The sequence below is a fragment of the Hominisplanchenecus faecis genome, assembly GCF_020687205.1.
GTDB lineage: Bacteria > Bacillota > Clostridia > Lachnospirales > Lachnospiraceae > Hominisplanchenecus > Hominisplanchenecus faecis.
The window spans coordinates 15,363-41,801 of sequence record NZ_JAJEQE010000013.1 but is presented as its reverse complement, the minus strand read 5'-3'; the positions used below and the strand labels follow the sequence as shown (position 1 = coordinate 41,801).

The following is a 26,439-nucleotide window of genomic DNA, read 5'->3' as shown; positions in this document are numbered from 1 at the left end:
TCTAATCGAACACCTTTTCCAGTTCCTCCTTCTGAGGACGGTCCAGGTATCTCTTTTTTCCCTGATTATAAATGATACGGTCATTGCCATCGTTCGTTCTTCCGATCACGGCTGCGTGAATCCCTTCACGTTCCAGCACGGAAACCAGCCCAAATCCGTCTTCCACTGCCACAAGAAGTGCCCCGGTGGAATCGGTATAGTAGGGATTCAGGTCAAAAAACTCGCAAATCTCCACAGTCTCCTGGCGGATCGATATTTTCCGAAGATCAATTTCCATACCTGCATTTATCTGCTCCAGCATATTCCAGAGCCCGCCTAATACCCCGCCTTTTCCAAGCGGGTAAATGGCGGCAGCACCATACCCTCCTGAGATCTGGTACTCTCGCTCTGTGGACAGATAACGGGTAAACCCTGCCGCATCACGTATCATCACGGACGGAAAACGGCTGGACAGCTCTTCTGCCCTGCACGAAGCAAGGGCGGAAGTGCCTTTTAATGCTATCCATTTTGTCAAAACAAGATCCATAGTTTATATCCTTCTATCAACTTTTTACTCAATAACAGCTCCGTTTGTCGGGTCATCCGGCAGTGCCACATCCGGTGTGGAACTTCCATCTCCACCCTGCGTATTGTCTGCTGCGGAATCGCTCTGTGCCTGTGATTCGCTCTGCTGCTGATCCGCTGCCTGTGATTCACTTTGTGTCTGATCCTGTGCCTGTGACTCACTCTGTGCCTGATCCGCTGTCGCTGTACTTGTCTGTCCGTAATTTCCGCTTATGATCGCCTGAACCTGATTCAGGTCATTGTTTGCGATCGCAGACTGGATCGCCGCTGCCACAGTCGGGTTATCCGTATTTACTCCGACATCATAGCAGACCGGCGTTGCCTGATACGTACTGGAGTTCACCTGTTCTTTTGTCGTCTCACCATTTTCGGTAACATATTTCCACAGAACTGCGGTAAGCCCCTGCAGTGCTCCCTGTGTCTGGCTTAAGTAGCCGACCGGCTGATCCGTGGCATAGAGTGCTACACCATCCGCAGTCGTTGTTCCGGTTGTCTCGCTGACATATTCTACCGTACGATTTGGATCTCTTGTCTCATGGCCATAGATCGTGAACGTCAGCTCACCGCCGTAAGCATAGCCGGAAATATAAATCGGATAGTCCGTATTATTCGCAAAACGAAGATCCATCAGCCCCTCTGCGATCGCCGCATCTTTGGAAGGATCCACATAAGTAACGATCATGGTATGATTGTGGCGTTCCAGCACTTCCAGTTCTGCATTTAAAACTGCATTGTAAAGTGTTGTGGAAACCTGGCAGATACCGCCGCCGTAACTGTCTACGACTTTTCCGCTCTCATAGGAAGGAGCCAGCTCGTAGCCGTTCTCTTCAGTAAACGGAACGACTGCATCCGTTACGGAGAACTCTTCTCCCGGCATCAGGATATGTCCGTTTAACTTCTCTGCACCTGTCTCTACATTTTTGTTTCTGCCTGTGGTCGATCCGTAGTATGTAGTGGCTGTTCCGAGTACATCGGTGATGCTCGCCAGATCCTCCGTTGTACACTCCGGCTCTTTGATATCGGCCGCCAGCTCGATCGTAGTATTTTTGCCGTCCCAGTCAGTTTTGAGATATTTCAAAATCTTTTTGACCGATTTCTCCACATTCAGCTCAATTCCATTCTCGCCCTGAACGACTTCAAAAGCACCATTTTCCGTAGAAAGCTGTGCATCGGTCGGTTCCCGGTTGAAGACATCTTCTTTTTCCTCCAGAACTTTCTGGATGCTGCTTCTGTCTACAGAATAATCTATGTCATATTTTCTGGATTCATTCTCCAGATCCTTTTTGTCTTTGTAACGTTTGATGATGTTGCCGGATTTGCCAAGCTCCGCCGCCTCCTGCACAACCTCTTCATTTGCCCAGGAAAGTCCGAGATCTTTTGCACTTACCACGGTCTCCTGATCATCTACTTTTAAGGTAATGTTCGCCGCTTTCGCTTCGCTCATACCATCTTCCACTGCTTTTTTCGCTTCTTCCTGCGTCATCCCGGAGACATCCACGTCTCCGATATATACGCCCTGGCTGATCGTCTGATCAGAATCTTCGGCAGCCATAACCCCTTTCGGCAAAAAAGCAACTGCACCTGTAACAGCCAGTGCTGCCATCAGTCCTAAAACTCCGATTTTTTTCATAATAATCATTTACCTCCATATCACCTGTGTGATACTTTAAAACATTCCAATAACAGCTGCCAGCGTAGGAAGTACCATCGCGATCACGATCAGTACCACGAGAATCCCGGAAAGAATCCGTTTTGTTTTTTTGTCACGAAAATGCATCATATCAATCACCCCTTATCATTTTCCCATACTGTAATATGATTCTGTCTGTAAGCCTGGAAGCCTGACTTCTCGTCAGCAGATCCAGGGCAACATTCGTTTCTATTTTATGATATTTCATCAAATCATTCAAGTAGACTTTTTGTATTTTCGTCGCCGGTGCATCTTTTCTTACCTTATAAGTAAGTTTTTTCGGCTCAAAGTAAGTTTCGTTTTCCTCAGAAAATGCTTCTGCCAGTTTCTGATACAGCCGGCTCGCCGCATCCGCATCGTCGCACGCACGGTGCCATCTCTCCTCCCGGATATGATAATGATCACACAGATCACCTAACTTCCGGCTTGGCAGTTCCGGCAGAAATTTGCGTGCGATCGCAAGGGTATCGATCGCCATATCCGGGAAGGTTTTCCCCATGTTTGCCGCGTTTTGCTGAAGAAATCCAAAATCAAAGCCTATGTTATGCCCAAGGATCACGGATTGTCCACAGAATTCCAGAAATTCCGGCAATACCGTGTGGATTTCCCTGCCCTGCTGTGCCATTTCGGTCGTGATCCCGGTCAGCTCTGTGACATGCTCCGGAACCGGAAATCCTGGATTTACCATGGCAGTGTAGGTTTCCGTCACTTCCATATCCCGGACTTTCACCGCACCGATCTCCAGGATCGCATCTTTTCTCGGGCTCAGTCCCGTCATTTCCAGGTCAAGTGCCACATAATCTCTTATCATACCCTTTCCTCTTCCTTCCGTTCCAGAATCCGATACGTTTTTGCATCTTTTGTGAGCGGATCTCGCCTTTTATAATCAAACAGCGTCCATTTTCCCTTCGAATCGACCTCAACGTGCGTCATATTCAGGATCTGTTTCCAGCTGTAGCCTTCGTAGTCTTTCAGATAACGCTTTTCCTCCGCTTCTTTTCTGAAAAATTCCTGGATCTCGCTCTTATATCCTGAAAGATCCGCAGCCCAGGACGGACGGCTCTTGCTCTTTTCCCTCAAGTAAAGATCCATCAGAAGATCATCCTCATATTTCGGTGCATGTTCTTTCTTCACATAGGAAAGAATAAAATCGTGCAAAATATCAAAGCGTCCCATGCGTGAATGTTTCAGGCCGTTCAGAGCGTTTTCTTCATAATATTCTGCCAGTGCCTCGTACATGGCAAACGGTGTGTCAAACTCCGCCTCCAGTGCCAGCATTGTACAGCGGAACTGACAGCTGTTATAGTAAACCTCAACCATCTCTTCTATGCCTTTTAAATAGATGACTTCATCGTAAGTCAGCCAGTTTGTCGATAAAACCTCGTACATAGGGCGTGTATGGTAAACGATCCCGTATTCTCCTGCCTTCTCATGCATTTTTGAGCCTTTTAAGACTTTCAGAAAGCCAAGCTGGAACTGCTGCGGCCGCAGACGGTAGACATCGTTGAAGGATTTTTTGAAGCTCTCCAGATTCTCATACGGCAGCCCGGCAATCAGATCCAGATGCTGATGGATATTTTCGGCACTTGCCACCCGCTGCACTTTCTGTGTAACCATATCAAAATCCATTACACGGTCGATCTCATGGATGGTCTGTATGTTTGTGGACTGCACACCAATCTCGAGCTGGGCAAGTCCCGGCCGGAATGTGGCAAGCAGATCCATTTCTTCTTCATTTAAAATATCTGCCGCAATTTCAAAATGGAAGTTTGTGATGCCATTGTCATGCTCTTTGATGTAACGCCAGATTGCCATGCTGTGTCTGTGATTGCAGTTAAATGTCCGGTCCACAAACTTGACCTGCGGCACTTTATGATCCAGGAAAAACTGCAATTCTTTCTCTACCAGCTCCATGCTTCGAAGCCGCACCCGCTTATCGATCGAAGAAAGGCAATAACTGCACGAAAACGGGCAGCCTCTGCTCGTCTCATAATAGAGAATACGATTCTCAAACGGCATCATATTTTCATATTCTTCATATATAAAAGGAACTTCATCCAGACTGATCGGTGCCTGCGGCAGTCCCTGACTGATCTCCCCTTTCGGGTCCCGCCATACAATACCATGGCACTCGTCCAGTTTGTTCACCGCCTCTTTTCCATATATCTGGTAAAGTCCGGCAAGTTCACAAAAAGTCCGCTCACCCTCGCCTTTCATAATGCCGCGAAATTCCGGATGCTTCGCCAGAAATTTCTCTGCATCATAGGAAACCTCCGGTCCGCCTCCCCAGATTTCCAGATCCGGCAGAACCTTGTACAGATCTGCTGCAATATCCTGAACAAATTCCAAATTCCAGATATAGCAGGAAAATGCCACCACATCCGGCTTTCTCTGATAAATATCCATCAGAATATCGTCTCGTCGGTGATTGATCGTATATTCCGTAAGTTCCACCTCAATTCCTCTCTTTGCCGCATAACTTTTCAGGCAGTACACCGCAAGATTGGAATGTATATATTTCGCATTGATTGCGACCAGCAATATTTTCATGCCATCCTCCTGATACAGGCAACTCCCTGCACTTCAAGCCGAACGCCGGACATTACCTGATTTGATTAAACTTCCTGTTCATCCGCTCTCTTCCCCCGGATGTTTTTCAACTAAGTATCACGCAAAGAAATACATCTGTCAAGCGGATTCCGTTTTGCCGTGTCTTCCGGCATCCATGTACCCGGATGCTCATCCTCAAAATCCCCCTTTTGCATTGAATCGTCGCAAAAATTTAAACTTTTTATTTTTTTTGAATTTTTTTAAAATTTCCTGTTGACAAATGCATATTTCTATTGTATTATATGACCTGTGAGTTGCGGAACACAACTTACAAACACAAAGAAATGCGCGAGTGGCTCAGTTGGTGGAGCGCGACCTTGCCAAGGTCGAGGCCGCGGGTTCGAGTCCCGTCTCGCGCTTTTATTTTTTATTTTTTCGCTTTATCGCTTTAATTCATTAAATTACTCATAATACCTGTCATACCTAATCTGAAATCCGCCAGCTTTCCCAAAACCGTATTTTCCGTCTTATCCCGCATTCTTCCCTGACAGTAGAAAAACCCGGGAACCTTTTATCTTAATCAAAAGAAAGGCTTCCGGATTTTTTATCTTATCAACTGTTTTTATTTTCTTATTCCCCGTGTCGGAGCACAATCCCGGACAGTGGCGGCAATGTCAGCTCAATTTTTCCGCCATGCACTTCTGTAAAGTACTGCTCGGTCGTATAGCCCTGTGCATGCGTCAGCATCAGGCGTTCCATTTTACAGTTATGCTGCGGCACATTTACCTGCCATACAGACAGGGTGATCGTCTGCTCATTCAGATCATTGTTAAATGCCACAACCATCTGCTCGTCCTGCGAGAATCTTCCATAAGAAAGTACGTTATGTCTCTGCTCCAGGAATTTCAGGGAGCCATGTGTCAGCACAGGACATGCTTTGTGGATACGGATCATTTCTTTGTGGAATGTGATCAGGTCGTGATTTTCCTCGCCCCACGGATAGGTCCTGCGGTTGTCCGGATCGGTAAATCCACAGACTCCGGCCTCATCGCCGTAATAGATCGTCGGTGCTCCCGGCCAGGTCATCTGCATCACAACGGCCTCACGCATGACCGCCACGTTGATATCCTGGGAGGCTGCCTCATATCCCAAGTTCGCCACACGCCCTACTTTGTGGTTCGTTCTGGTCAGGAAACGGGAATGGTCATGGTTGGAAAGCTCGTTCATCGCCACCTGAAGCGATGGTGCCAGAAAGCTTGCCATATGATGACGCATTGCTCCGGTAAATGCTGCTTCATTGCCGAGCAGGTCGCCGCGGAACTCATCGCTGTGCTTTTCCATTCCGGTAAAGAACCAGGTCAGTGGCTCCATAAAGGCATCATAATTCATAACGGTATCCCATTCATCACCGCGAAGCCAGGACTTGGCATCGCCGTAATGTTCTGCCAGAATGATCGCATTCGGATTGGCCTCTTTTACGACTTTGCGGAATTCTTTCCAGAACTGATGGTTATATTCATTAGAAAATCCAAGGTCAGCAGCCACATCCAATCTCCAGCCATCGACATTGAACGGCGGGGAAACCCATTTCTTTCCGATCTCCAAAATATAATCGTGCAGCTTCGGTGACTGCTCATAGCAAAGCTTCGGCAGGGTATCATGTCCCCACCAGCCATCGTAATTCGGGTTGTACGGCCATGCCTGGTCGTTATTGAATTTGAAAAAGCTGCGATAAGGACTGTCTGCGGAAACATAAGCTCCCGGTTCATACCCTTCCTGATTCTCATAAATCTGCTCACGGTCCATCCATTTATTAAAGGAACCGCAGTGGTTGAACACACCGTCCAGTATCACTTTCATGCCCCTGCGGTGAATTTCTTCGACCAGCTGAACAAAAAAAGTGTTGCTGGACTCCAGGTTTGCTTTGTCGGTTACTCGTTTGATGTATTTAGAAGCATGGGCATTGATCGTATCCCCGTCCTTCAGAGTCTCGCCACCGTCGCTTACGATCTTTCCATAGTGCGGATCAATGTAATCATAATCCTGGATATCGTATTTATGGTTGGACGGTGAGACAAAGATCGGGTTGAAATAAATAACATCCACGCCAAGATCCTGCAGATAATCCAGCTTGTTCATCACACCTTGAAGGTCACCGCCGTAAAATTCACGCACGCCCATAAAGGATGGATTCTTCCGCCAGTCAGTCACCTTCCGGGAGTAGTCGCCGATGTAATAGTACTCGCAGTCTTCGACGGTATTGTTCGTGTCTCCGCTTGAAAAACGATCCACAAAGATCTGGTACATAACAGCACCTTTTGCCCATTCCGGCGTGTGGAAACCCGGTGCGATTGTAAAATCATAGACATCGAGGCGATCCCTGGATACACCGATCTTGTTGTATAAACATCGGATCTTGCCAGCATGTATCTCAAAAAAATAGCGGACAGATTCTTCCGGCATGACCAGACGGATTTTGAAATAATCAAAATCTCCTTCTGATTTTTCGTATTCCATAGCAAGATGCCTGTCATTGCTTACCAGATATACTTTATCAACATTATCTTTCCAGGTTCGGAAACGTATCGTAACAATGTCGCCCGGATCAGGTTCCATCGGTGTTACATAATTTGCCGTCTCATCGCTGAAAAGTGCATTCGGTTTAAACACAGGACGCATCTGCAGCACATACTGACGAAGCTTATCCTGATATTCTATATTTGCTAAGTTCATATTTTCCTCCTAAGAAGACCAGGAGCGTCTTCACACACCCGTATCACGTTCTTACGGCTCTTTTGCGGTCATTTTAAAGGAAACGCCTGCAAGACGTTCATAACCTGCATTCAAACTGTAGAATTATTACTATCTTACACCATATTTTTCAAATTCACAACGAAATAATCCAGAAAAGGGAAAAAGACAGTTCATATGAACTGTCTTTCTTTGGAGAAGGTATTTCTTCTTATGGGGTGTAGCAAAAACTATATAATGTATTGGGGGTTTTACGAGTAATAATATACCACAGGTACAAATTTAAGTGTGCATAATCTTCACAAAATCTAAAATTATTTTTTATGCATTTTCACCAAAAAGGCTTTCAAACTCTTCCCTGCCAATTTTTTCTTTCTCGATCAGAAGCTGTGCACAGCGATGTAAAACATCCATATGCTCCTGAAGAAGTTCTTTTGCTTTTGCATAAGACTCATCAATGATGTTTTTTACTTCACCGTCGATCAGTGCAGCTGTCTGGTCTGCGTAACCCTTTGTATGTGCCAGGTCGCGTCCGATAAAGACTTCATCGTCATCGCTTCCATAATGGATCAGACCGACTTTGTCCGACATACCGTACTGTGTGACCATGGCTCTTGCCATCTGCGTTGCCTGTTTAATATCCTGGGATGCTCCGGTCGTCACATCGCCAAAGATCAGTTCTTCTGCAACGCGTCCGCCAAAGTCCACAATGATATTCTGCAGCATTTTCTTTTTGCTGTTGAACATCTCATCTTCACCCGGAAGCGGCATCGTATAACCGGCTGCCCCCATTCCGGTCGGGATCACAGAGATCGTATGGACCGGTCCCATATCCGGCAGCACATGGAACAGGATCGCATGACCTGCCTCGTGGTAAGCGGTGATCTTCTTTTCTTTCTCGCTTATGATCCGACTCTTTTTCTCCTCGCCGATGCCGACTTTGATGAAGGCACGGCGGATATCTTCCTGCATGATATAGGCACGTTTTGCCTTTGCCGCATAAATTGCCGCCTCATTCATCAGGTTTTCCAGATCTGCCCCGGTAAATCCTGCGGATGTTCTGGCAATCTCTTTGAGATCTACGTCCTCTCCAAGCGGCTTGTTTTTGATATGGACTGCCAGGATCTCTTCTCTTCCGCGTACATCCGGCCGTCCGACGCCGATCTTGCGGTCGAAACGTCCCGGTCTTAAAATCGCCGGATCGAGGATGTCCACACGGTTTGTCGCCGCCATCACGATGATGCCTTCGTTGTATCCGAAACCATCCATCTCAACGAGCATCTGGTTCAGCGTCTGCTCACGTTCATCGTGACCGCCGCCTACGCCGGCTCCTCGTCTTCTGGCAACTGCATCGATCTCATCGATAAAGATGATACACGGTGCATGAAGTTTCGCCTCGGTAAACATATCACGCACACGTGATGCACCGACACCGACAAACATTTCCACGAAATCGGAACCGGAAATGCTGAAGAACGGAACACCCGCTTCTCCTGCCACGGCTTTCGCCAGCAGGGTCTTACCGGTTCCCGGAGGACCGACAAGCAGCACTCCTTTCGGGATACGTGCTCCGACCTGGAGATATTTTTTCGGTTCTTTCAGGAAATCGACAATCTCCTGCAGATCTTCTTTTTCTTCCTGAAGACCGGCAACATCTTTAAACGTAACTTTGCTGTTGTCCGGCATGGTCAGGGTTGCACGGCTTTTGCCAAAATTCATCATCCGGGCATTGCCTCCCGTCGCCTGACGGCTTCCCATCGTAAAAAATACCATAAAGATCACGCAGATCAGAAGCATCGGCAGTACCGTTGTCATAAAAACGCTCTCTTTTTCAACTGTAACCTTATAGGAAATATTTTTCTGATCAAGAAGATCTTCTGCTTTTGTCACATCCGAAACATCGAGCGTTCTGTACTCCCCATCTTTCAGATGAACCGTAAGCTCTCCTGTCACTCCCTGAAAATTCTGTCTGACCTCTACGCCGCTGACCTTATTCTGTGCGACATATTTCTGGAACTGTGAATAGGTGACTCCTGTATTCTCTACGAGGTTGCCCCGGATATAATTGATCCCCAGAACTACAATGATCGCAATAATAACATAGAAGATACTCCCTTTTAGAACATTCTTCAATTCGGGTTCCCCTTTCTACTGCTCTACCACTCCGATGAACGGAAGGTTGCGGTATTTCTGGGCATAATCCAGACCATATCCTACAACAAATTCATCCGGAATGTTGAAACCAACATAATCTACCTTTACATCTGTCACTCTGCGTTCCGGTTTGTCCAGAAGCGTGCACAGACGGATGCTTGCCGGGTTTCTTTTCTTCAGGATCTCGATCAGATAACTTAAGGTACGTCCGGAATCAATGATATCTTCTACGATCAGGACATCTTTTCCTTCCAGCGGCTCATCCAGGTCTTTGATGATCTTTACGATACCACTTGATTTTGTCTCCGAACCGTAGCTGCTCACGGACATAAAATCGAGAGATACCGGAACGGTGATTCTCTTTGCCAGTTCACAGGTAAAAAATACGCCGCCTTTGAGCACGCAGATCATATGAACGGACTTGCCGGCATAATCTTTGCTGACCTGCTCACCGATTTTTTTGATTTTTTCATTTACTTCTTCTTCTGTCAACAGTACACGAATCTTATCTTCCATTTTAGTTCTCCTTATCTATTTGTATTTGCAGAATCCTTTTTGTACGTTCTGTTACCTTGTATGCCTCACTGATCCGGTATCCGACCACCCAAAGAATATGGGAGCCGTCCGCAATGAGCGGTATCTCATCCCGTCTCTCTCGCAGGATCTTCTCATCGATCATATACCTTTTCAGAGGCTTTGTCCCGCCTTCTGCATGCACACTGAGAGTATCGCCCGCCTGACGCGTACGAATCTCCAGTCTATGGTTTATGGTATCATAATCAAACCATTTTGTACACTTCTTTTGCGGAATTATTTGCTTTTCATAAGAAAAAACATCGGCTGTAATACGAAGATCTCTCCACCCTGTCACACCCGGGATCTGCAAATTTTCTCCCCTGCACTTTGCAGCTTCATTTCCCTTTTTTCTTATTGATCTGTTTTTCTCAAAAACAAGAAATTCATTTTTATTTACGGCACGTATGCCGCCCGGAAGATTTAATGATTTTCCATTCTGACCGGCTGCAAGCTCCAGAAGTGCCCCGATATGCCGGCGGCTGACATCTTTCTGACCGGCGATCATTTTTTCCAGACAGAACCTTATCAGATATTCCTGCATCAGATGCTCCTGACGGCAGAATCCTTCTCGCTCAAGAAATACTTCTGGCTCCGCTTTTTCCTCATAATGTACGTAACGCTCTGCAAGTTTCTGCACCTGGCTCTGGATATAATCCTCTGCCTCCTGAAGCCGCAGCCCTGCCTGTGCGATATGGCTCGCTGCCTGTCCGTTCACGCCCTGTGCAAGCAGCGGCAGGATCTCCAAGCGGATCCTGTTTCTCGTGTACTCAGTCTGACGGTTCGTCTCATCCGTCCGCCATGTGATCTGACGCCCCCGAAGTGCCGCCTCGATCTCGCTTCTTCTGGTATTTAAAAGCGGGCGGATAATGTTTTCACGCACCGGACGGATCCCGCCAAGTCCTCGAAGACCGCTTCCCCTTGCGAGATTCATCAGGATCGTCTCTGCCTGGTCATCCAGATTATGGGCAACGGCAATCTTGCAGTTTGACCTGCCGCTCTTTTTTGCCGCCTGCTCAAAGGCCTGATAGCGGGCTTTCCGCCCTGCCTCCTCGACCGTCAGGCTGCTTTCCTGTGCCATCTTTTTAATATCACAGGAAACCAGGTGAAACGGTACACCATATTCCTTGCAGAGGTTTTCCACATAGTTCGCATCTGCAAGGCTGTCCTGTCCACGGATTCCATGTTCGATGTGCACAACTTCCATGGAAAACGGGATCTCTTTCTGATATGCAAGCAGTTCAAAGAAAAGGCAGACAGAATCTGCTCCCCCCGAAACTCCGGCAATGACAAAATCTCCCGGCATGATCATCTTCTGTTCTCTGATAAAATTTTGTACCTGTCTCATATGTTCTCTCTATCTTCTTCTCATACCGCCCACCAGAACGGTCATATCATCTCTTGCCTGCTGCCTGTCCGACTGTAATACATAGTTCAGCAGGGATCTGGCAAGTTCTTTTGCATTTTCCGTTTCACTTTGCAGAAGATAATCTTTGATCATCTCCTCCGCATCCATCTGCGGCAGGGCATCCATCACGCCATCGGACACCATGACGATATAATCGCCCTCTTCGAGCCGCTTTCTGGTGCACTCATAATCCACATCCTGAAGGATCCCCATCGGCATACTGGTCGACGTGATCGTCTCCACCCAGTGCTTCCGTTTCAGAAAGGTCGTTGAAGCACCGATTTTTAAGAATTCACAGTCTCCGGTGTAAAGATCTGCCATGCACAGATCCACCGTCGCCGAACTCTGCCCTTCTGTCTGCAAGAGCATCGAACTGTGGATCAGGCGAATCGCCGTCTCTTTGTCAAAACCGCTGCCAAGAAACTGCTCCAGCAGATCGATCACTGTCTCGCTTTCTTTGTATGCCGCAAGCCCGGAACCCATCCCGTCTGAAATGCTGAGGATCATCTGACCGTTTGTCCCGGAAAACAGGGAAAAATTGTCACCGGAGATCACTTCTCCATCCCTGGCGATCCTCGCCACACCGCCGGTCATGTAATACTGTGGTTCCGTGGAAAATAAAATGGTACTGTACTCATAATTTACTACGGTTTTCCCCTGTTCATCCGGCATCAGCCTCGTCCCGAACGCTGCCGACAGAAGTCCTGCCACTTCTTTTGTGCGGATGCATCTGCCCTTCTTTGCCGTGCGGAGTGTCACATAGAGCTGTATATTTCTTGGCTGCCGGATACACCAGATATCCTTGAGGATCATCCCGTGCATCCGCAGGCGGATGTCTGCCTGCTGGCGGATACTCCCGTCTATGCGTCTGACATCGCAGATATGCCCCGCCGCCTTCCGTATGATGCACGCCGTCTCATGGAGCTGGTCCGCCGCCGCGCTTCTGCTCTCCATCAGGCGATTGTGCCACAGCATATCCATTCTCGCTTTTTCAATCTGATCTGCCACCGCTTCGAAAAAGAAGTCTCCGTGCAGACATTGTTTCTGAAGTGCCTCTTTTCTGCCATTGTTCAGCTCTTTCCCCTGGATAATGCTCTCTGCGATCCGGTTGAATCTGCAGATCCCCGTTTCACTTCCATAGTCCCAGCACTGTGCTGCGGCCGAACAGCTGCGGCAAACGCTCGTCTGCACCCGAAAGAGCACCTCATCCATATCCTGCCCGGAAAGTTCCTCCTTTTTGGTAACCATGCCTTGAAACATCCCGGAAAGCTGTTCGAAAGAATCTGCACAACGCAGCAGCTCGCTTCTCCCAAGCTCGCCCGCCGGCAATGTGATCTCATCCCGGTTCAGCCACTCCATACTGACCACACGGATGATCTCCCACAAAAGCCAGAAGCTGCTGACCATCAGTGTAATAATGATAAAATCCCCCATACTGCCTCCTCACACAGCCTTTTCCACGCTGCTTTAACGGATTCAGTATAGCGAATGGCTCCGGAAAATTTTGTCAAAGGCGGTACGCCTCCAAAAAAAGTTTTCGACAAAAAAGAAAGGAAGCTTATCACGCTGCCTTTCTCCTTTTTCTTTAGTTCTCTTCTGGTTTAAAAATAATCTCATCTTCATAGACCAGACCAAGCTTGTCCTTGGCAACCTGCTCCGCATACTCATCTGTCTGCATATAAGCTTCCAGATCAGCAATGTCCTGCGTGCGGGCTTCTTCTGCATCGATCTTGTTCTGCAGCTGTGCCAGCTCTTCGACATATGCCGCATTTCTCTGATCCATTGTATGGCCTCTCAGCAAAAATACTGCAATCAGCACAACAATCACAGTAGAGATGCCAAGCTTTCCTCTTCTCTGTGCCGCATCTCTCCTTCTGCGTGTCTGTTTTCTTTTTTTCATATACCCTTCCCGACTTTCTGACTTACTTTTTGACTATGACCATTCTAACCTGTTTTATCTTCTTTTTCAATGCTTTCCTGACCATTTTTCTCAATTTTTTGACCGATTTTCCGGCAGGCATCAAAATCAGCCGGAAAAGACCGGCAATCATGCGGGAAAGAAAGCCGAAAAAAGTCGAAAATACGAGAAGGATCCTCCGACTGAGCAGCAAAATATATAAAAGCATCCCCAGAATCAGTGCCGCCAGCACATACCCCCGGATCTGCCCATAATTCCGATCACGGAACATCAAAAACACAAAAATCCAGGCGAACACCCAGTAAAAAAAGTCTTCTGCTGCGACAAGCCGGCCCCCGTGCGGAAATCCTCTGCGAAACGCACGCAGGATATCGTAACCCAGCATGATACCTGCTCCTTTTGCAAAGGCCAGCACAAAAAAGAGGGCCTCTGCTGCGATCACCGTGTGCATTACCGGAACAGCCGTCCAAGAAAGGAGGTATCTTTTCCGTTCTCGCCTTTCTGTTCAGAATAAACAAAGCTGTCAATCTTTCCCTCGATATCCACTTCGCCTTTTTCCAGTGTCAGCCGGTTCATATGAAGCTCCTGTCCGCGTATCATCAGCATCCCCTGTGTCGTCTGGAGTACGATCTCATTTAAATCAAAAGAAAGCACATCCGATACCCCGCTGATGGTGCCGCTGTGCCTTCCCTGGATCATTACCCTGTGTGCTGTTCCCTGAGCCTGTTTTTCGTCCATGCCATTCTCCATACACTCTTTGCAAAAGTATATGAATCTCTGCTTTTGTTTATGCCAGCGTAAAAAAGCTCACATCCGGAAGCTACAGGTATTTATAGAGTTCTGCCGCATTGTCCTTTTTGACTGTCTCCTGCACATCCAGGACTTCTACTTTTACGGCTTTTGTTCCAAACTGGATCTCGATCACATCGCCTGCCTTGACTGCCGCAGATGCTTTTGCCGTTCTTCCGTTGATCAGAACTCTTCCGGCATCACAGGCTTCATTCGCAACGGTACGTCTTTTGATCAGTCTGGAAACCTTTAAAAATTTATCCAGTCTCATAGTCATTTCTCCTTTTGCTGATAAGAAAAAAACTGCCGCAGAAATGTTCCGCGACAGCTGATGATTCCAAATACAGGAATTAGTTGTTGATCATATCTTTCAGTGCTTTGCCTGCTTTGAATTTCGGAGCTTTGGAAGCTGCGATCGTCATCGGTTCGCCGCTCTGAGGATTTCTTCCTTCTCTTGCTGCTCTTTCGGATACTTCAAAAGTACCAAAGCCTACCAGCTGTACTTTTTCACCTTTTTTCAGTTCATCTGCAACGATATCTGTGAAAGCTTTCAGTGCCTTTTCTGCATCTTTTTTGGATAATTCTGTCTGTTCAGCGATAGCTGCTACTAATTCTGTCTTATTCATGGACCTTTCCTCCTGTAATTGCTGTTTTGATTCCTGAGAACAAGGCTGCGGCATCCCGTCCGCTCATCGCTTCCGGAACACAACAGCCTTGTTGGCTATGTTTATTTATAATCGTTATCCCCATATTTGTCAAGGGATTTCTGTAAATGTTCTATGATCTGCTGTGTTGCCAGATAAACTGCTCTTTCCTGAGCTTTTTTCTGATCTTCTGCCATACCTGCCTTCTCGATCTGCTTGATTTCCTTCCAGCTGTCAGCATGTCCGCCTAAAAGCTTATAGCTCTCCTCTCCGAAAACATGCGGATGACGGCGGATCATTTTTTCGCTGATGCTCTGCACGACATCATTGATCGTAAAAAGACCTTCTTCTGCTGCGATCTGGCTCTGTATCACAACCTGAAAGAGCATATCTCCAAGCTCCTCGCAGAGATTGGACGCATCTTTTGTCTGCTCATAAAGATCGATCGCCGCCACTGCCTCAGCTGTCTCTGATAGCATATAGGGCTTCAGGCTTTGATGCGTCTGGGAAAGATCCCACGGGCAGCCGCCCTCTTTCTTTCGCAGCATTTCCGTGATCTGACAGAAATCATCAAAATCATATGTTTTTGCCATTTTACAGCATTTCCTGGATCATAGCTACAACCTGTTTACCAAGAGCTGCGGATTTTGCATCTGCATCTTCCAGGGATGTGCCCTTTACGCCATAATAGAATTTTACTTTTGGCTCAGTTCCGGACGGTCTTACGCACAGCCATGCATCATCACTCAGATCATAATACAGAACATTTGAGGACGGAAGACCGGTCTTTGTCATTTCGCCGCTTTCCATGTTTTTGATGGTATCTTTCTTGTAATCTCTTGCAGAAAGCACTTTGTAGCCTGCGATCTCGGACGGTGTCTCATTTCTGAGGGTCTCCATGATCTCCTGGATCTTCTGAAGTCCTTCGATACCTTTCAGTGTGATCGCCTGGATGTCATCTTTGTAGTAGCCGTATTTCTCGTACATATCGATCATGGCATCCCACAGTGTCTTACCCTGTGTCTTATAGTAAGCTGCTGCTTCACACAGAGCCATCGTTGCAACGATCGCATCTTTGTCTCTTGCATGTGTTCCGATCAGGCAGCCATAGCTCTCCTCGAATCCGAAGAGGTAGGTTCCTTTTCCACTCTGTTCAAAACCAAGGATCTGCTGTCCGATGTATTTGAATCCGGTCAGGACTTCGATGAAACGCAGTCCGTAGGATCTGGCGATCGTTCCTGCCATGTTTGTAGTAACGATCGTGCTGACTACTGCTCCGTCTTCCGGAAGGCTGCCGTTTGCTGCCTTTCTCTGGCTCAGCTCGTATTCTTCAAGCAGGCATCCGGACATATTTCCGGTCAGAGTATGGTATACACCATCTTTGTCTTTGACATGCACACCGAGACGGTCTGCGTCCGGATCGGTTGCCAGAACCAGGTCTGCATCGACTTCTTTTGCAAGTTTCAGTCCCAGTTCGAAAGCTTCTTCTGCTTCCGGGTTCGGATAACTTACCGTCGGGAAATCGCCGTCCGGCAGTTCCTGCTCTTTTACTACATATACATGCTCAAAGCCAAGCTCTTTTAAGACGCGTCTTGCCGGGATATTGCCGGTACCGTGCAGCGGTGTGTAAACGATCTTGAGATCTTTGCTGACTTCCCGGATGGAATCCCAGTGGATCACCTGGCTCTTCAGTGCTTCAATATACAGATCATCGATGTTCGCACCGATCACTTCATAAAGTCCCGCTGCTACTGCTGCATCTTTGTCCATTGTTTTTACGTTTGCATAGTCGGTAACTGCTTTTACTTCAGCCATGATACCGGTGTCGTGAGGCGGTGTGATCTGTGCTCCGTCCTCCCAGTAAACTTTATAGCCATTGTATTCCGGCGGATTATGACTTGCTGTGACATTGATACCTGCCGTACATTTCAGTGTACGCACAGCAAAGGACAGCTCCGGAGTCGGTCTCAGTGACTCAAACACATAAGCCTTGATGCCGTTTGCAGCCAGGCACAGTGCTGCTTCATCTGCAAATTCCGGTGACATATGTCTGGAATCGTAAGCGATCGCTACGCCTTTTTCCTGTGCTCCTACTGACTTGATATAGTTTGCAAGTCCCTGTGTAGCCTTACGCACAGTGTAAACGTTCATACGGTTTGTACCTGCCCCGATGATACCTCTTAAACCGGCAGTACCAAACTCCAGATCCGCATAAAAGCGTTCTTTGATTTCTTTTTCGTCTCCCTCAATTGCTCGCAGTTCTTCCTTTGTAGCTTCGTCAAAGTATGGATTTGCGAGCCACTCTTCATAGACCTTTTTATAATCCATTGTGCTACCTCCATTAAAATATTCAATAGGTGGCTATATTATATAATAAAAAGGTCTAAAAAGAAACCTCTAATGCAGAAACTTTACAAATTCTCGCCGTTTTTTTTCCTGCATATCAAGAATTTCCAGCTTCTGAAGGCTTTTTTCCGGTATCCAGGTTTTGCGGCTGTTGAAATAATGGTTGGCAAGCTTCCAGAATTTTTCCGGATAGGCGAGTCTTATACAAAAATTTTCAAATTCTGCATCACCAAGCGGACGCACTTCCTGATATGCATGGATCATCTCCATGCCAAGCTTCTGATTCCAGCCCTGCTTTTCCATGATCTTGCGGAAAAACTGATAAAAATCGGAGATCTGTACATCAAAACAGCATCTCGCAAAATTGACTGCCACCGCTCCTTCCCGGTCAAAAAACAGGTTATGTTGACTGTAATCCCCATGGCAGACCCGTCGCTCCCGTATGCACTGCCGGTGCAGAGCATATGAATTGCTGGCACATACCCGTCTGGTTACTTCTTCTGCCTGAGCCATAAATTCCGGATACAGTTCCAGGAAACGGCTCTCAAAAGCGGTCTTTTTCTTTCGTGTCCGCATGAAATTCCGCACCTTTTTCAGCTCTTTTGTGTGCCGCTCAATCTCCTCGTCAAGCGGCTCTGCTATATACTCTAAATTTTTTCTGATTTTTTTCTCTTCTGCCGTATCTGTCTCATCCGTCTGTGCCGCCGCCATCTGAAATTCCTGTATTTCCGGCAGACGCAGGACATTGTGCAGCCTTGCAAGATAATGCACCGCCCCTACAATATCTTCCCGGCTTTTCGTATCACACTCCCGCCCGGAAAACCATTTTTTGACCACGTACCCGTTGCCGTAGCGGTCAGAAGTGACCAGATTTCCTTCGGTATTTTCCAGGAGCAGATCGCAGCGTATCCCTCTTTCTGTCAGGAAAAAAAGCACTCTGTTCTGAAAAAACAGCCGCTCCTGCGAACCGGAAAATTCAGTCACCTGAACAAGCCCTCTGTCCGTATCACAAAGAAAGGAGCCACGCCCCCGCCTTGTGCTTTGCACATGCAGGTCGTACTGCTCCAAAATCACCAGATCTTTTTCATTCACTTTTGATCCCCCCACAATTCCTCTCAATAAAATCAGCTATTAAGATCAAAAATGCCACACGAATTGTTCCTTACTTCGTACTCTCACAATTCTGGCACCTAAAGCTACTCTATCTTATGAAATGCAGGGGGCAAATATACGGGAAGTTATCCTTCGGTATTTCGCAGTTCTCTGCTTTTTCCGATCAGCCATTCCCGCTCATTTCGCTGCGGCTCCTCTAATACCAGCTCCAGCAGCTTTGCAAGGATCTCGCCCATTTCTTTGCCCGGCTTCATGCCGTCTTCAATCAGATCTTTTCCGCTGATCTTCAGATCTTTGATGCAAAGGCACTGCTGTTTCTCTAAAATGGTGTGATACAGGGCTGTCAGCTCTTTTAAATAAGCTTTCTTCTCCGGCTGCCACTTCGGGGACTGAGCCAGGGTATCTGCCATTTTCAGTTTCAGAACCTCTGCAAAAGCGTCTGCCCCGACTTTGCTCACTGCTCTTCGCACCGATTTTTCAGTCAGTTCCGGCCGCAGATCGTGGTATCGCACATAAACTTTGACTTTATTTAAAGTATCGTTGTCGAATTTAAGCCGGTGCATGATATCATTTGCAAGCTCGGCACTGATCTTTGCATGCCCGTGAAAATGGTCGATCCCGTCTGCGTCCGTGGTATGTGTCTGCGGCTTGCCGAAATCGTGAAACAATACCGCCAGACGCAGCGTTTTGTCTGCCTCTATGTTCCTTAAGGCTTCCAGCGTATGTTCTCCGACGTTATAGCAGTGATGCGGGTTATTCTGCGGTGTCTCCATCGTGCGGTCAAACTCCGGCAGAACAACTGCCGTGATGCCGTACTCCCAGGCATACCTCAGATAATCCGGATGCGGGGAAACCAGCAGTTTGACCAGCTCCGTCTGGATACGCTCGGCACTGATCTTTGAAAGCGTCCCCGCCAGCTTTTTCGCCGCTTCTGCCGTGTCCGGATCGACCGTAAATCCGAGTTGTGCCGAAAAACGGACAGCACGCATGATACGCAGTGCATCTTCCCCGAAACGTTCTTCGGCATTGCCGACGCAGCGGATCACTTTCTGCTCGATGTCCGCTCTTCCGCCGAACACGTCCACAAGACCCTCGCTGTCATTATACGCCATGGCGTTGATCGTAAAATCACGGCGACGCAGGTCTTCTTCCAGATTTGCCGTAAAAGTCACTTCTTTTGGATGTCTTGCATCCTCATATTCTCCATCCACACGATAGGTCGTCACTTCATAACCTTCTTTTCCCATCAGAACGGTTACCGTTCCGTGCTGGATCCCGGTATCGACCGTGCGTGGGAACAGTTTTTTGACCTGCTGCGGTGTCGCAGAAGTCGTGATATCCCAGTCATTTGGTATCCGTCCGAGAATCGAATCACGCACGCAGCCGCCGACCGCATAGCCTTCATATCCATGTTGTTCCAGTGTTTCGATGATCTGTTTCACATCATCCGGAAGTGTGATCTTCATTCTCTTATTTCCCCTTTCTGTTATTCTGTCTGTAATTTTTCCAGGTGCTTTCACAGTCTGGACGTAAAATCCACGGAACTGTTTTCTGCAATTCCACCTGTCTCTGTCTCAGAGCAGAATTACCGGAATGTAAAAAACAAAATCACCAGGATACCAAGTACGATACGGTACCAGCCGAAAATCTTGAAATCGTGCTTTCTTATGTAATTCATCAGAAATTTGATCACCAGAACCGATACAACAAATGACACTGCCATACCGACCAGCAGGATCATCATTTCTGCCCCTGAGAAAGCCAAACCAAATTTCAAGATCTTTAAAAGGCTGGCTCCTGCCATGACCGGAACGGCCAGGAAAAAGGTAAACTCTGCTGCGGTTGTTCTGGAAAGTCCGATCAGGATACCGCCAAGAATGGTCGCACCGGATCTGGAAGTTCCCGGAAAAATGGCCGCAATCAGCTGGAAAAGTCCGACCAGCATCGCATCCCGGTATGTGATCTGGGCAATACTGGTGATGCGTGCTTTTTTTGTCTGATTTTTATTTTCGATCACAATAAATAAAATACCAAACACGATTAGTGCCGTTGCTACCGTCTGGTAATTGTAAAAAAGCTCGTTGATCTGGTCGTCAAACAAAATACCGACCACCGCCGCCGGAATGCAGGCTGCGATTACTTTGAACCACATAGAAAATACGTCTTTGCGGATCGTGTCTTCGCCCTTTTTAAAGGAGAACGGAAACAGCTGATTCCAATAGAGCATTACGACCGCAAGGATCGCTCCAAGCTGGATCACTACCAGAAATACTTCCAGAAACTCTTTTGACACGTTCAGTTTGATCAGTTCATCGAGAATGATCATATGACCGGTGCTGCTGACCGGAAGCCATTCTGTGATTCCTTCCACGATTCCGAACAGGATCGCTTTTATGATTTCTGACATCTTCATCTTCCTTTCTTTCTGCTGTTTTGTGGCTTCCTGACAAAGGATTTCCTACCTTTTTTATCAGGATTCATGCCCGGAAACAGTATCAGTATAACCGATATACAGGTGCAAAACAATACACAATTCTCTTGACATTTGCGGTGGTTAAATCTATAATATCCGTTGAGGGATTTATTGGATGAAAGTAATTCACTAGTTATTAGAGATTATACTCACCCCTATATAATCTGTAATAACTGGTGGATTTTTTTAACTCAAAAGTCCACAATAAAATTTTATTATCTAATGGAGGTACCATCATGAACAAAGGTACAGTAAAATGGTTCAACGCTGAAAAAGGTTACGGATTTATCACAGGTGAAGACGGAAACGATGTATTTGTACATTTCTCCGCTATCCAGGGTGAAGGCTTCAAATCTCTTGACGAAGGTCAGGCAGTAACTTATGATTTAACAGAAGGTGCTCGCGGAATGCAGGCAGCTAACGTTGTTAAATGCTAATTGATCGGATGAACTGAAGATTCTCCAAAAAATACCGCTTCTCATTCATAAACAAATGAGAAGCGGTATTTTTCATTATGTTTTATGCCAGACATCAGGGAAGTCCTTTAAAATCCGGGCTTCCCTTTACTTCACAATCAGACAGTCTGTTTTACATCTGCCACATATTTCTTGATGTTTGACGCATTCACGTATTTCTTTGCTTTTGTGCCGTCTGTCACCACCAGTGTCGGTGCCTGCATGATGCCGTATTTTCTTACAAGATCCTGATTTTCCTCTGCATCGATGATCTGATAATCTTCTCCTTTGAGAATCTCTTTTGCGATCTTGCAGTTCGGACAGGTCTTTGTCGTGAACAGGTATTTCACGCTCTCCACCGGCTTGATCTCAACATCTTCTTTGCGTACAGTCACAAGGCTGGTCTTGACTTTTTTCATACAGGAATGCTCTACATCATAAAGTTTACGGTTTTTGTACTCCTGTGTCTTGCCGTCATTCCAGTTCTGAACCGGACGGTAGTAACCGGTGATCCTGCTGTAAACTTCGGATTTCTTACCGCAGATTGGGCAGGTGAAATGCTCGCCTGCAAGGTAGCCGTGTTCTTTACAGACAGAGTAGGTCGGTGATAGTGTGTAGTACGGCAGGCTGTAATTCTCTGCGATCTTGCGTACCAGTGCTGCGGCGGCTTTCCAGCCCGGCAGCTTCTCACCTAAGAATGCATGGAATACCGTTCCGGAGGTATAAAGAGTCTGAAGTCCGTCCTGAATATCCAGTGCATCGAAAATGTCCGCCGTATAGCCAACCGGAAGATGGGAGCTGTTTGTGTAGTACGGTGTATCACCCGGCTCGCCGGCTGTGATGATATCCGGATACTGCTCTTTGTCGTGTTTTGCCAGACGGTAGGTCGTGGACTCTGCCGGTGTTGCCTCCAGGTTGTAGAGATCTCCGTACTCTTCCTGGTACATCACCAGTCTGTCACGCATATGGTTCAGCACTTCTTTTGCAAAATCCTGCGTCTCCACATGAGTAAGGTCTTTGCGAAGCCATTTTGCATTGAGTCCGACTTCGTTCATACCGATCATACCGATCGTGGAAAAATGATTTGCAAAAGTTCCGAGGTAACGTTTTGTATAAGGATACAGTCCTTCGTCCAGCAGTTTGGAGATCACATCTCGTTTGATCTTCAGGGAACGGGCGGAAATATCCATCATACGATCCAGTCTCTTATAGAAATCCTCTTTTGTCTCGGACAGGTAAGCGATTCTCGGAAGGTTGATCGTCACAACGCCCACACTTCCGGTACTCTCTCCGGAACCGAAGAATCCGCCGCTCTTCTTACGCAGTTCACGCAGATCCAGACGCAGACGACAGCACATACTTCGTACATCGCTCGGCTCCATATCGCTGTTGATATAGTTTGAAAAATACGGTGTACCGTATTTGGATGTCATCTCAAATAACAGGCGGTTGTTCTGTGTATCGGACCAGTCGAAATCCTTTGTGATCGAGTAAGTCGGGATCGGATACTGGAAACCGCGTCCGTTTGCATCGCCCTCGATCATCGTCTCAATAAAAGCACGGTTGATCATATCCATCTCTTTTTTGCAGTCTTTATAGCAGAAGTCCTGCGGCTTGCCGCCCACGATCGCCGGAAGCTCGGCAAGGTCAGCCGGAACCGTCCAGTCCAGTGTGATGTTGGAGAATGGTGCCTGCGTACCCCAGCGGCTCGGTGTATTTACGCCGTATACAAAAGATTCGATGCATTTCTTGACTTCCAGATAGTCCAGATTGTCCACTTTGACAAATGGTGCCAGATACGTGTCAAAAGAAGAAAATGCCTGTGCTCCTGCCCATTCATTCTGCATGATGCCGAGGAAATTGACCATCTGATTGCAAAGTACGGACAGATGTTTGGCCGGTGCCGATGTGATCTTGCCCTCAATGCCGCCAAGTCCCTCTGTGATCAGCTGTTTTAAAGACCAGCCTGCACAGTATCCGGTCAGCATCGACAGATCATGGATATGGATATCGGCATTCCGGTGTGCATGAGCGACTTCATCATCGTAAATCTCAGACAGCCAGTAGTTTGCCGTAACCGCTCCCGAGTTGCTCAGGATCAGACCGCCTACGGAATAAGTAACCGTAGAATTTTCTTTTACACGCCAGTCTTCTACTTTCACATAACTGTCCACGATTTCTTTGTAGTCCAGGATCGTAGATTTCATATTGCGGATTTTTTCTCTCTGCTTACGGTACAGAATGTACGCCTTTGCCACATCTGCATAGCCGGCCTGAACCAGTACATTCTCCACGCTGTCCTGAATGCTCTCCACATCGATCTTGTCGTCTTTGATCTTTTTCTGGAAATCAGCAGTCACTCGCAAATTCAGCAGATCTACCATGTCTTTGTTATACTGCATCTGTGTCGCATCAAATGCTTTCTCAATAGCACACCCGATTTTCTGAAGGTCAAAGTCTGCGACTTCGCCGTCCCTTTTTACTACCTTAAACATATATATTATCTGCTCCTTCCGCATGATTATCGTCTTTCGCATCCGCCTCCCGGCAGATGCTGTCAGGAACTTATTCTAGCAGATTATCGTTTGCGAGTCAATGCAAAAAATACTATATCTTGGATTGTATTTTAAAAATACATACAAGATATAGTATTTTGTTTGTGTGATTTCTGACTTTTTAATATGCAACTTTGCCATAAATTTCCGTCGGAACAAAGGCTTTTACGTAGATTCCGTCGCCCCTGTACTCCTCTTCCAGAAGCTGTCCTTTTGCCCGTACAATCTGGATCAGACCGGCCTTTTCATACGGAAAAACACGCTCTAAAAGGATGCTTCTGGCACGCAATATCTTCTCCAGCTCGTCCTTCAGATCATCAAGCCCCTGCCCTGTTTTTGCGGAAATTTTTAAAGTTTTGTCCGCTTTCATGTCTTTTAAAATTTCCGGGTTTTCAATACGGTCCTGCTTGTTGAACAGCGTCAGGATCGGCTGATCCTTCACACCGAGATCTTTTAATGTCTCATAAACAACATGCATCTGTTTTTCCTTCTGCGGATTGGACGCATCCACCACATGGATGATGATGTCCGCATACTTTGCCTCTTCCAGCGTGCTCTTAAAGGCCTCGATCAGATGATGCGGCAGTTTGCGGATAAACCCGACCGTATCCGTCAGAAGAATATTCTGACCGCCCGGCAGTTCCAGAAGGCGTGTCGTCGGATCAAGGGTTGCAAAGAGCTTATCTTCCTCCAGAACACCGGCATCTGTCAGTGTGTTGAGCAACGTGGACTTGCCAGCATTGGTATAACCGACGATCGCCGCAACCACCATCTGGTCTTTTTTTCGTTTGCTCCTTATCAGCTCACGGTGCTTCTGCACCTGTGCAAGCTCTGCCTTGAGCTGTGAAATGCGGGCATGGATCAGTCGTCTGTCCATCTCCAGCTTTTTCTCACCCGGTCCTCTCGTACCGATACCGCCTCCGAGTCTGGAAAGCGAATTGCGAAGTCCGACCAGCCTTGCCGCACGGTAACGCAGCTGTGCAAGCTCAACCTGGATATTTCCCTCGCTTGTGTTGGCTCTCGCCGCAAAAATATCCAGAATGATCAGCGTACGGTCCATGACTTTGCAGTCCAGCTCTTTCTCCAGATTATTAAGCTGTGCCGGAGAAAGCTCGTCATCGCAGACAATGCCGGTCGCTCCCAGTTCCTCCATCAGAAGGGCGATCTCCTCGATCTTTCCTTTTCCGACATAGGTGCCCGGGTGGATCTTTTCACGATTCTGGATCACCCTTCCGACCACCAGTGCCCCGGCTGTCTCACAAAGCTCTGCAAGTTCATCCAGAGATTCTTCCACATCTTCCGAAAAACTCTCCTGAACGCCGACCAGGATCACCCTCTCTTCCAGTTCTTTCATGTCATATGGCTGCATAAATGATCCTCCTTCTGCATAATTATCTGGTCTTCAGGAAATTATTTTCCCGGATACCCGCCTCGTCCGCAGGATAATTTTTCACATATTCTGCTGCTTTTTCTTTTGCGGTCGCAAAATCCAGCTTCTTTTCATAGACAACAATCTCGTTAAAATACAGATCCTGTTTTCCTTTGTCGTTTGAAAGTGCCAGGCCTTTTGTGATGTTTTCCAGGGCACTGTCATAATTTTCATCCGTAATATCACACAGTACCATGCCATTGTATGCCTCCGGTGTCTCACCGTATTTGTCCATGTACTGCTGATAAAGCTGCCTTGCGTGTGCGGTGTCATCCTGCTTCATATAAGTTCTGCACAGAAGCATGGTCGAACGCTCATCCATGCTGTCTGCCATTTTATTCAGCTCTGTCTTTGCATCGTCATAATCGCCAAGAAAATAATAAATTCTCGCTTTCTGGTAGATATCTTCAGAATCGTCGCTGTTGATCGCCAGAGCCTGCTGAAGATAAGCATCCCCCTCTGCGGAAAGATTCTTGTCATCATAACATTCATAAATATTCAGAAGCAGATCGTAGTCCTGCGGAGATAATTTGACCGCAGTCGTAAAGTCCACACCTGCTTTATCCTTCTCATCCAGCTCCATATAGCACAGTCCCTGAAGATAATAAGCATCTGCACTGTCCCCGAAAGTCTGGATCGTATCGCAGACTTTGGCTGCCCCCTCGTAATCGCCGGACTGATACAGTGCCGTTGCCTTGTACATCAGAATATCTTTCCTCACATCTTTCTGCTTCTCTTTTGTCAGATCCACTGCACGGTCAAACGCCTCTACCGCCTTGTCGTATTCTCCAAGTGCCATATACGCCATGCCGCTGCCGCGGTAACTCTCCACGAGATGCTTCCCTTCCTGCTCTGCGGAAGAAAAGCTGGTCAGTGCTTCCTCATAATTGCCGCTGTTTATCTGTTCCATTCCCTGATCTATATAGTAAGTATCCTGCCCAAGCAGACTGCATCCGGTCATGGAAAGAGCTGCCGCTGTCAGAATGATCGCAAATCTTTTCTTCATAAGTATACTCCTCATCTATGT

General features: G+C 47.1%; 23 protein-coding genes and 1 tRNA gene. 2 read left to right on the top strand and 22 right to left on the bottom strand.

The genetic code is table 11. The features are described 5' to 3' along the window. Nucleotide 1: 1 nt before the first annotated feature. The 4 genes from LKD42_RS05800 to LKD42_RS05785 form a co-directional block, all read right to left on the bottom strand. On the bottom strand, nucleotides 2–526 hold the full coding sequence (locus LKD42_RS05800; protein ID WP_248835085.1) for an AIR synthase-related protein: 525 nt from the start codon (nucleotides 524–526) through the stop codon (nucleotides 2–4). Between the two features lie 24 nt (nucleotides 527–550). After that, nucleotides 551–2,194 carry a VanW family protein gene (locus LKD42_RS05795; protein WP_248835084.1) on the bottom strand — a complete coding sequence of 548 codons (1,644 nt, stop codon included), beginning with the start codon at nucleotides 2,192–2,194 and terminating at the stop codon, nucleotides 551–553. Nucleotides 2,195–2,345: 151 nt separating this feature from the next. After that, on the bottom strand, nucleotides 2,346–3,065 hold the full coding sequence (locus LKD42_RS05790; RefSeq protein ID WP_248835083.1) for a 3'-5' exonuclease: 720 nt from the start codon (nucleotides 3,063–3,065) through the stop codon (nucleotides 2,346–2,348). After that, a complete protein-coding gene (locus LKD42_RS05785) occupies nucleotides 3,062–4,804 on the bottom strand; it encodes a B12-binding domain-containing radical SAM protein (RefSeq protein ID WP_248835082.1) in 1,743 nt (580 codons plus the stop codon). The genes LKD42_RS05790 and LKD42_RS05785 overlap by 4 nt, the downstream gene beginning before the upstream one ends. 346 nt (nucleotides 4,805–5,150) lie before the next feature. Between LKD42_RS05785 and LKD42_RS05780 the strand changes: the two genes are divergently transcribed. Next, nucleotides 5,151–5,223, top strand: a tRNA-Gly gene (locus LKD42_RS05780). Between the two features lie 211 nt (nucleotides 5,224–5,434). On the opposite strand, the gene LKD42_RS05775 is transcribed toward LKD42_RS05780, so the two are convergent. The 15 genes from LKD42_RS05775 to LKD42_RS05705 all read right to left on the bottom strand — a co-directional run bounded on the left by LKD42_RS05775 (nucleotide 5,435) and on the right by LKD42_RS05705 (nucleotide 20,907). After that, nucleotides 5,435–7,537 (bottom strand): glycoside hydrolase family 13 protein, encoded by a 2,103-nt coding sequence (locus LKD42_RS05775; protein WP_248835081.1) that lies wholly within the window; start codon nucleotides 7,535–7,537, stop codon nucleotides 5,435–5,437. Between the two features lie 339 nt (nucleotides 7,538–7,876). After that, the gene (gene ftsH / locus LKD42_RS05770) at nucleotides 7,877–9,688 is read right to left on the bottom strand and encodes an ATP-dependent zinc metalloprotease FtsH (RefSeq protein ID WP_248835080.1); all 1,812 of its coding nucleotides are present in this window, start codon (nucleotides 9,686–9,688) and stop codon (nucleotides 7,877–7,879) included. Nucleotides 9,689–9,703: 15 nt separating this feature from the next. Beyond that, entirely contained in the window at nucleotides 9,704–10,225 is a 522-nt protein-coding gene (gene hpt, locus LKD42_RS05765) for a hypoxanthine phosphoribosyltransferase (RefSeq protein WP_248835079.1), read from the bottom strand. 1 nt (nucleotide 10,226) lies between these two features. Next, nucleotides 10,227–11,630: a tRNA lysidine(34) synthetase TilS gene (gene tilS, locus LKD42_RS05760; RefSeq protein ID WP_248835078.1), complete on the bottom strand. Its 1,404-nt coding sequence runs from the start codon at nucleotides 11,628–11,630 to the stop codon at nucleotides 10,227–10,229. Nucleotides 11,631–11,639: 9 nt separating this feature from the next. Beyond that, nucleotides 11,640–13,124 (bottom strand): SpoIIE family protein phosphatase, encoded by a 1,485-nt coding sequence (locus LKD42_RS05755; RefSeq protein WP_248835077.1) that lies wholly within the window; start codon nucleotides 13,122–13,124, stop codon nucleotides 11,640–11,642. A 151-nt stretch (nucleotides 13,125–13,275) separates the two neighbouring features. Then, the gene (locus LKD42_RS05750; protein ID WP_022118005.1) at nucleotides 13,276–13,590 is read right to left on the bottom strand and encodes an FtsB family cell division protein; all 315 of its coding nucleotides are present in this window, start codon (nucleotides 13,588–13,590) and stop codon (nucleotides 13,276–13,278) included. A 22-nt stretch (nucleotides 13,591–13,612) separates the two neighbouring features. Continuing rightward, nucleotides 13,613–14,059, bottom strand: coding sequence for a spore cortex biosynthesis protein YabQ (yabQ, locus tag LKD42_RS05745; protein WP_250842591.1), 447 nt, complete (start codon nucleotides 14,057–14,059; stop codon nucleotides 13,613–13,615). Beyond that, complete coding sequence (gene yabP / locus LKD42_RS05740; protein ID WP_022118003.1) at nucleotides 14,059–14,346, bottom strand: sporulation protein YabP; 288 nt, start codon at nucleotides 14,344–14,346, stop codon at nucleotides 14,059–14,061. The genes yabQ and yabP overlap by 1 nt, the downstream gene beginning before the upstream one ends. Before the next feature lie 82 nt (nucleotides 14,347–14,428). Then, entirely contained in the window at nucleotides 14,429–14,668 is a 240-nt protein-coding gene (locus LKD42_RS05735) for an RNA-binding S4 domain-containing protein (RefSeq protein ID WP_022118002.1), read from the bottom strand. 79 nt (nucleotides 14,669–14,747) lie between these two features. Further along, nucleotides 14,748–15,077 (bottom strand): HU family DNA-binding protein, encoded by a 330-nt coding sequence (locus LKD42_RS05730; protein WP_173866135.1) that lies wholly within the window; start codon nucleotides 15,075–15,077, stop codon nucleotides 14,748–14,750. Between the two features lie 47 nt (nucleotides 15,078–15,124). Further along, nucleotides 15,125–15,634: a MazG nucleotide pyrophosphohydrolase domain-containing protein gene (locus LKD42_RS05725; RefSeq protein ID WP_248835075.1), complete on the bottom strand. Its 510-nt coding sequence runs from the start codon at nucleotides 15,632–15,634 to the stop codon at nucleotides 15,125–15,127. Between the two features lies 1 nt (nucleotide 15,635). After that, nucleotides 15,636–17,369 carry a phospho-sugar mutase gene (locus LKD42_RS05720; RefSeq protein WP_248835074.1) on the bottom strand — a complete coding sequence of 578 codons (1,734 nt, stop codon included), beginning with the start codon at nucleotides 17,367–17,369 and terminating at the stop codon, nucleotides 15,636–15,638. A 69-nt stretch (nucleotides 17,370–17,438) separates the two neighbouring features. After that, complete coding sequence (locus LKD42_RS05715) at nucleotides 17,439–18,479, bottom strand: phosphotransferase (RefSeq protein WP_248835073.1); 1,041 nt, start codon at nucleotides 18,477–18,479, stop codon at nucleotides 17,439–17,441. Nucleotides 18,480–18,625: 146 nt separating this feature from the next. Then, nucleotides 18,626–19,966 carry a CCA tRNA nucleotidyltransferase gene (locus LKD42_RS05710; protein ID WP_248835072.1) on the bottom strand — a complete coding sequence of 447 codons (1,341 nt, stop codon included), beginning with the start codon at nucleotides 19,964–19,966 and terminating at the stop codon, nucleotides 18,626–18,628. A 119-nt stretch (nucleotides 19,967–20,085) separates the two neighbouring features. Continuing rightward, entirely contained in the window at nucleotides 20,086–20,907 is an 822-nt protein-coding gene (locus tag LKD42_RS05705; RefSeq protein WP_022117996.1) for an undecaprenyl-diphosphate phosphatase, read from the bottom strand. Between the two features lie 302 nt (nucleotides 20,908–21,209). Between LKD42_RS05705 and LKD42_RS05700 the strand changes: the two genes are divergently transcribed. Next, the gene (locus tag LKD42_RS05700) at nucleotides 21,210–21,410 is read left to right on the top strand and encodes a cold-shock protein (RefSeq protein WP_022117995.1); all 201 of its coding nucleotides are present in this window, start codon (nucleotides 21,210–21,212) and stop codon (nucleotides 21,408–21,410) included. 137 nt (nucleotides 21,411–21,547) lie between these two features. On the opposite strand, the gene LKD42_RS05695 is transcribed toward LKD42_RS05700, so the two are convergent. From LKD42_RS05695 to LKD42_RS05685, 3 genes are all read right to left on the bottom strand, one after another. Further along, the gene (locus LKD42_RS05695) at nucleotides 21,548–23,923 is read right to left on the bottom strand and encodes a ribonucleoside triphosphate reductase (protein ID WP_248835070.1); all 2,376 of its coding nucleotides are present in this window, start codon (nucleotides 23,921–23,923) and stop codon (nucleotides 21,548–21,550) included. Between the two features lie 181 nt (nucleotides 23,924–24,104). Next, entirely contained in the window at nucleotides 24,105–25,352 is a 1,248-nt protein-coding gene (hflX, locus tag LKD42_RS05690) for a GTPase HflX (RefSeq protein ID WP_248835069.1), read from the bottom strand. Nucleotides 25,353–25,374: 22 nt separating this feature from the next. Continuing rightward, nucleotides 25,375–26,418 carry a tetratricopeptide repeat protein gene (locus LKD42_RS05685; RefSeq protein ID WP_248835068.1) on the bottom strand — a complete coding sequence of 348 codons (1,044 nt, stop codon included), beginning with the start codon at nucleotides 26,416–26,418 and terminating at the stop codon, nucleotides 25,375–25,377. Nucleotides 26,419–26,439 lie beyond the last annotated feature (21 nt).

Bases quoted from the DNA above. Each gene is read 5' to 3' on its own strand.
- LKD42_RS05695 (WP_248835070.1), bottom strand. From the start codon at position 23,923: ATGTTTAAGGTAGTAAAAAGGGACGGCGAAGTCGCAGACTTTGACCTT.
- LKD42_RS05730 (WP_173866135.1), bottom strand. From the start codon at position 15,077: ATGCCGCAGCCTTGTTCTCAGGAATCAAAACAGCAATTACAGGAGGAA.
- hpt (WP_248835079.1), bottom strand. From the start codon at position 10,225: ATGGAAGATAAGATTCGTGTACTGTTGACAGAAGAAGAAGTAAATGAA.
- LKD42_RS05800 (WP_248835085.1), bottom strand. From the start codon at position 526: ATGGATCTTGTTTTGACAAAATGGATAGCATTAAAAGGCACTTCCGCC.
- LKD42_RS05735 (WP_022118002.1), bottom strand. From the start codon at position 14,668: ATGAGACTGGATAAATTTTTAAAGGTTTCCAGACTGATCAAAAGACGT.
- LKD42_RS05720 (WP_248835074.1), bottom strand. From the start codon at position 17,369: ATGGATTATAAAAAGGTCTATGAAGAGTGGCTCGCAAATCCATACTTT.
- LKD42_RS05785 (WP_248835082.1), bottom strand. From the start codon at position 4,804: ATGAAAATATTGCTGGTCGCAATCAATGCGAAATATATACATTCCAAT.
- LKD42_RS05775 (WP_248835081.1), bottom strand. From the start codon at position 7,537: ATGAACTTAGCAAATATAGAATATCAGGATAAGCTTCGTCAGTATGTG.
- LKD42_RS05710 (WP_248835072.1), bottom strand. From the start codon at position 19,966: ATGAAGATCACACTTCCGGATGATGTGAAACAGATCATCGAAACACTG.
- yabP (WP_022118003.1), bottom strand. From the start codon at position 14,346: ATGGACGAAAAACAGGCTCAGGGAACAGCACACAGGGTAATGATCCAG.
- hflX (WP_248835069.1), bottom strand. From the start codon at position 25,352: ATGCAGCCATATGACATGAAAGAACTGGAAGAGAGGGTGATCCTGGTC.
- LKD42_RS05755 (WP_248835077.1), bottom strand. From the start codon at position 13,124: ATGGGGGATTTTATCATTATTACACTGATGGTCAGCAGCTTCTGGCTT.
- LKD42_RS05790 (WP_248835083.1), bottom strand. From the start codon at position 3,065: ATGATAAGAGATTATGTGGCACTTGACCTGGAAATGACGGGACTGAGC.
- LKD42_RS05700 (WP_022117995.1), top strand. From the start codon at position 21,210: ATGAACAAAGGTACAGTAAAATGGTTCAACGCTGAAAAAGGTTACGGA.
- tilS (WP_248835078.1), bottom strand. From the start codon at position 11,630: ATGAGACAGGTACAAAATTTTATCAGAGAACAGAAGATGATCATGCCG.
- LKD42_RS05750 (WP_022118005.1), bottom strand. From the start codon at position 13,590: ATGAAAAAAAGAAAACAGACACGCAGAAGGAGAGATGCGGCACAGAGA.
- yabQ (WP_250842591.1), bottom strand. From the start codon at position 14,059: ATGCACACGGTGATCGCAGCAGAGGCCCTCTTTTTTGTGCTGGCCTTT.
- LKD42_RS05725 (WP_248835075.1), bottom strand. From the start codon at position 15,634: ATGGCAAAAACATATGATTTTGATGATTTCTGTCAGATCACGGAAATG.
- LKD42_RS05795 (WP_248835084.1), bottom strand. From the start codon at position 2,194: ATGAAAAAAATCGGAGTTTTAGGACTGATGGCAGCACTGGCTGTTACA.
- LKD42_RS05705 (WP_022117996.1), bottom strand. From the start codon at position 20,907: ATGTCAGAAATCATAAAAGCGATCCTGTTCGGAATCGTGGAAGGAATC.
- LKD42_RS05685 (WP_248835068.1), bottom strand. From the start codon at position 26,418: ATGAAGAAAAGATTTGCGATCATTCTGACAGCGGCAGCTCTTTCCATG.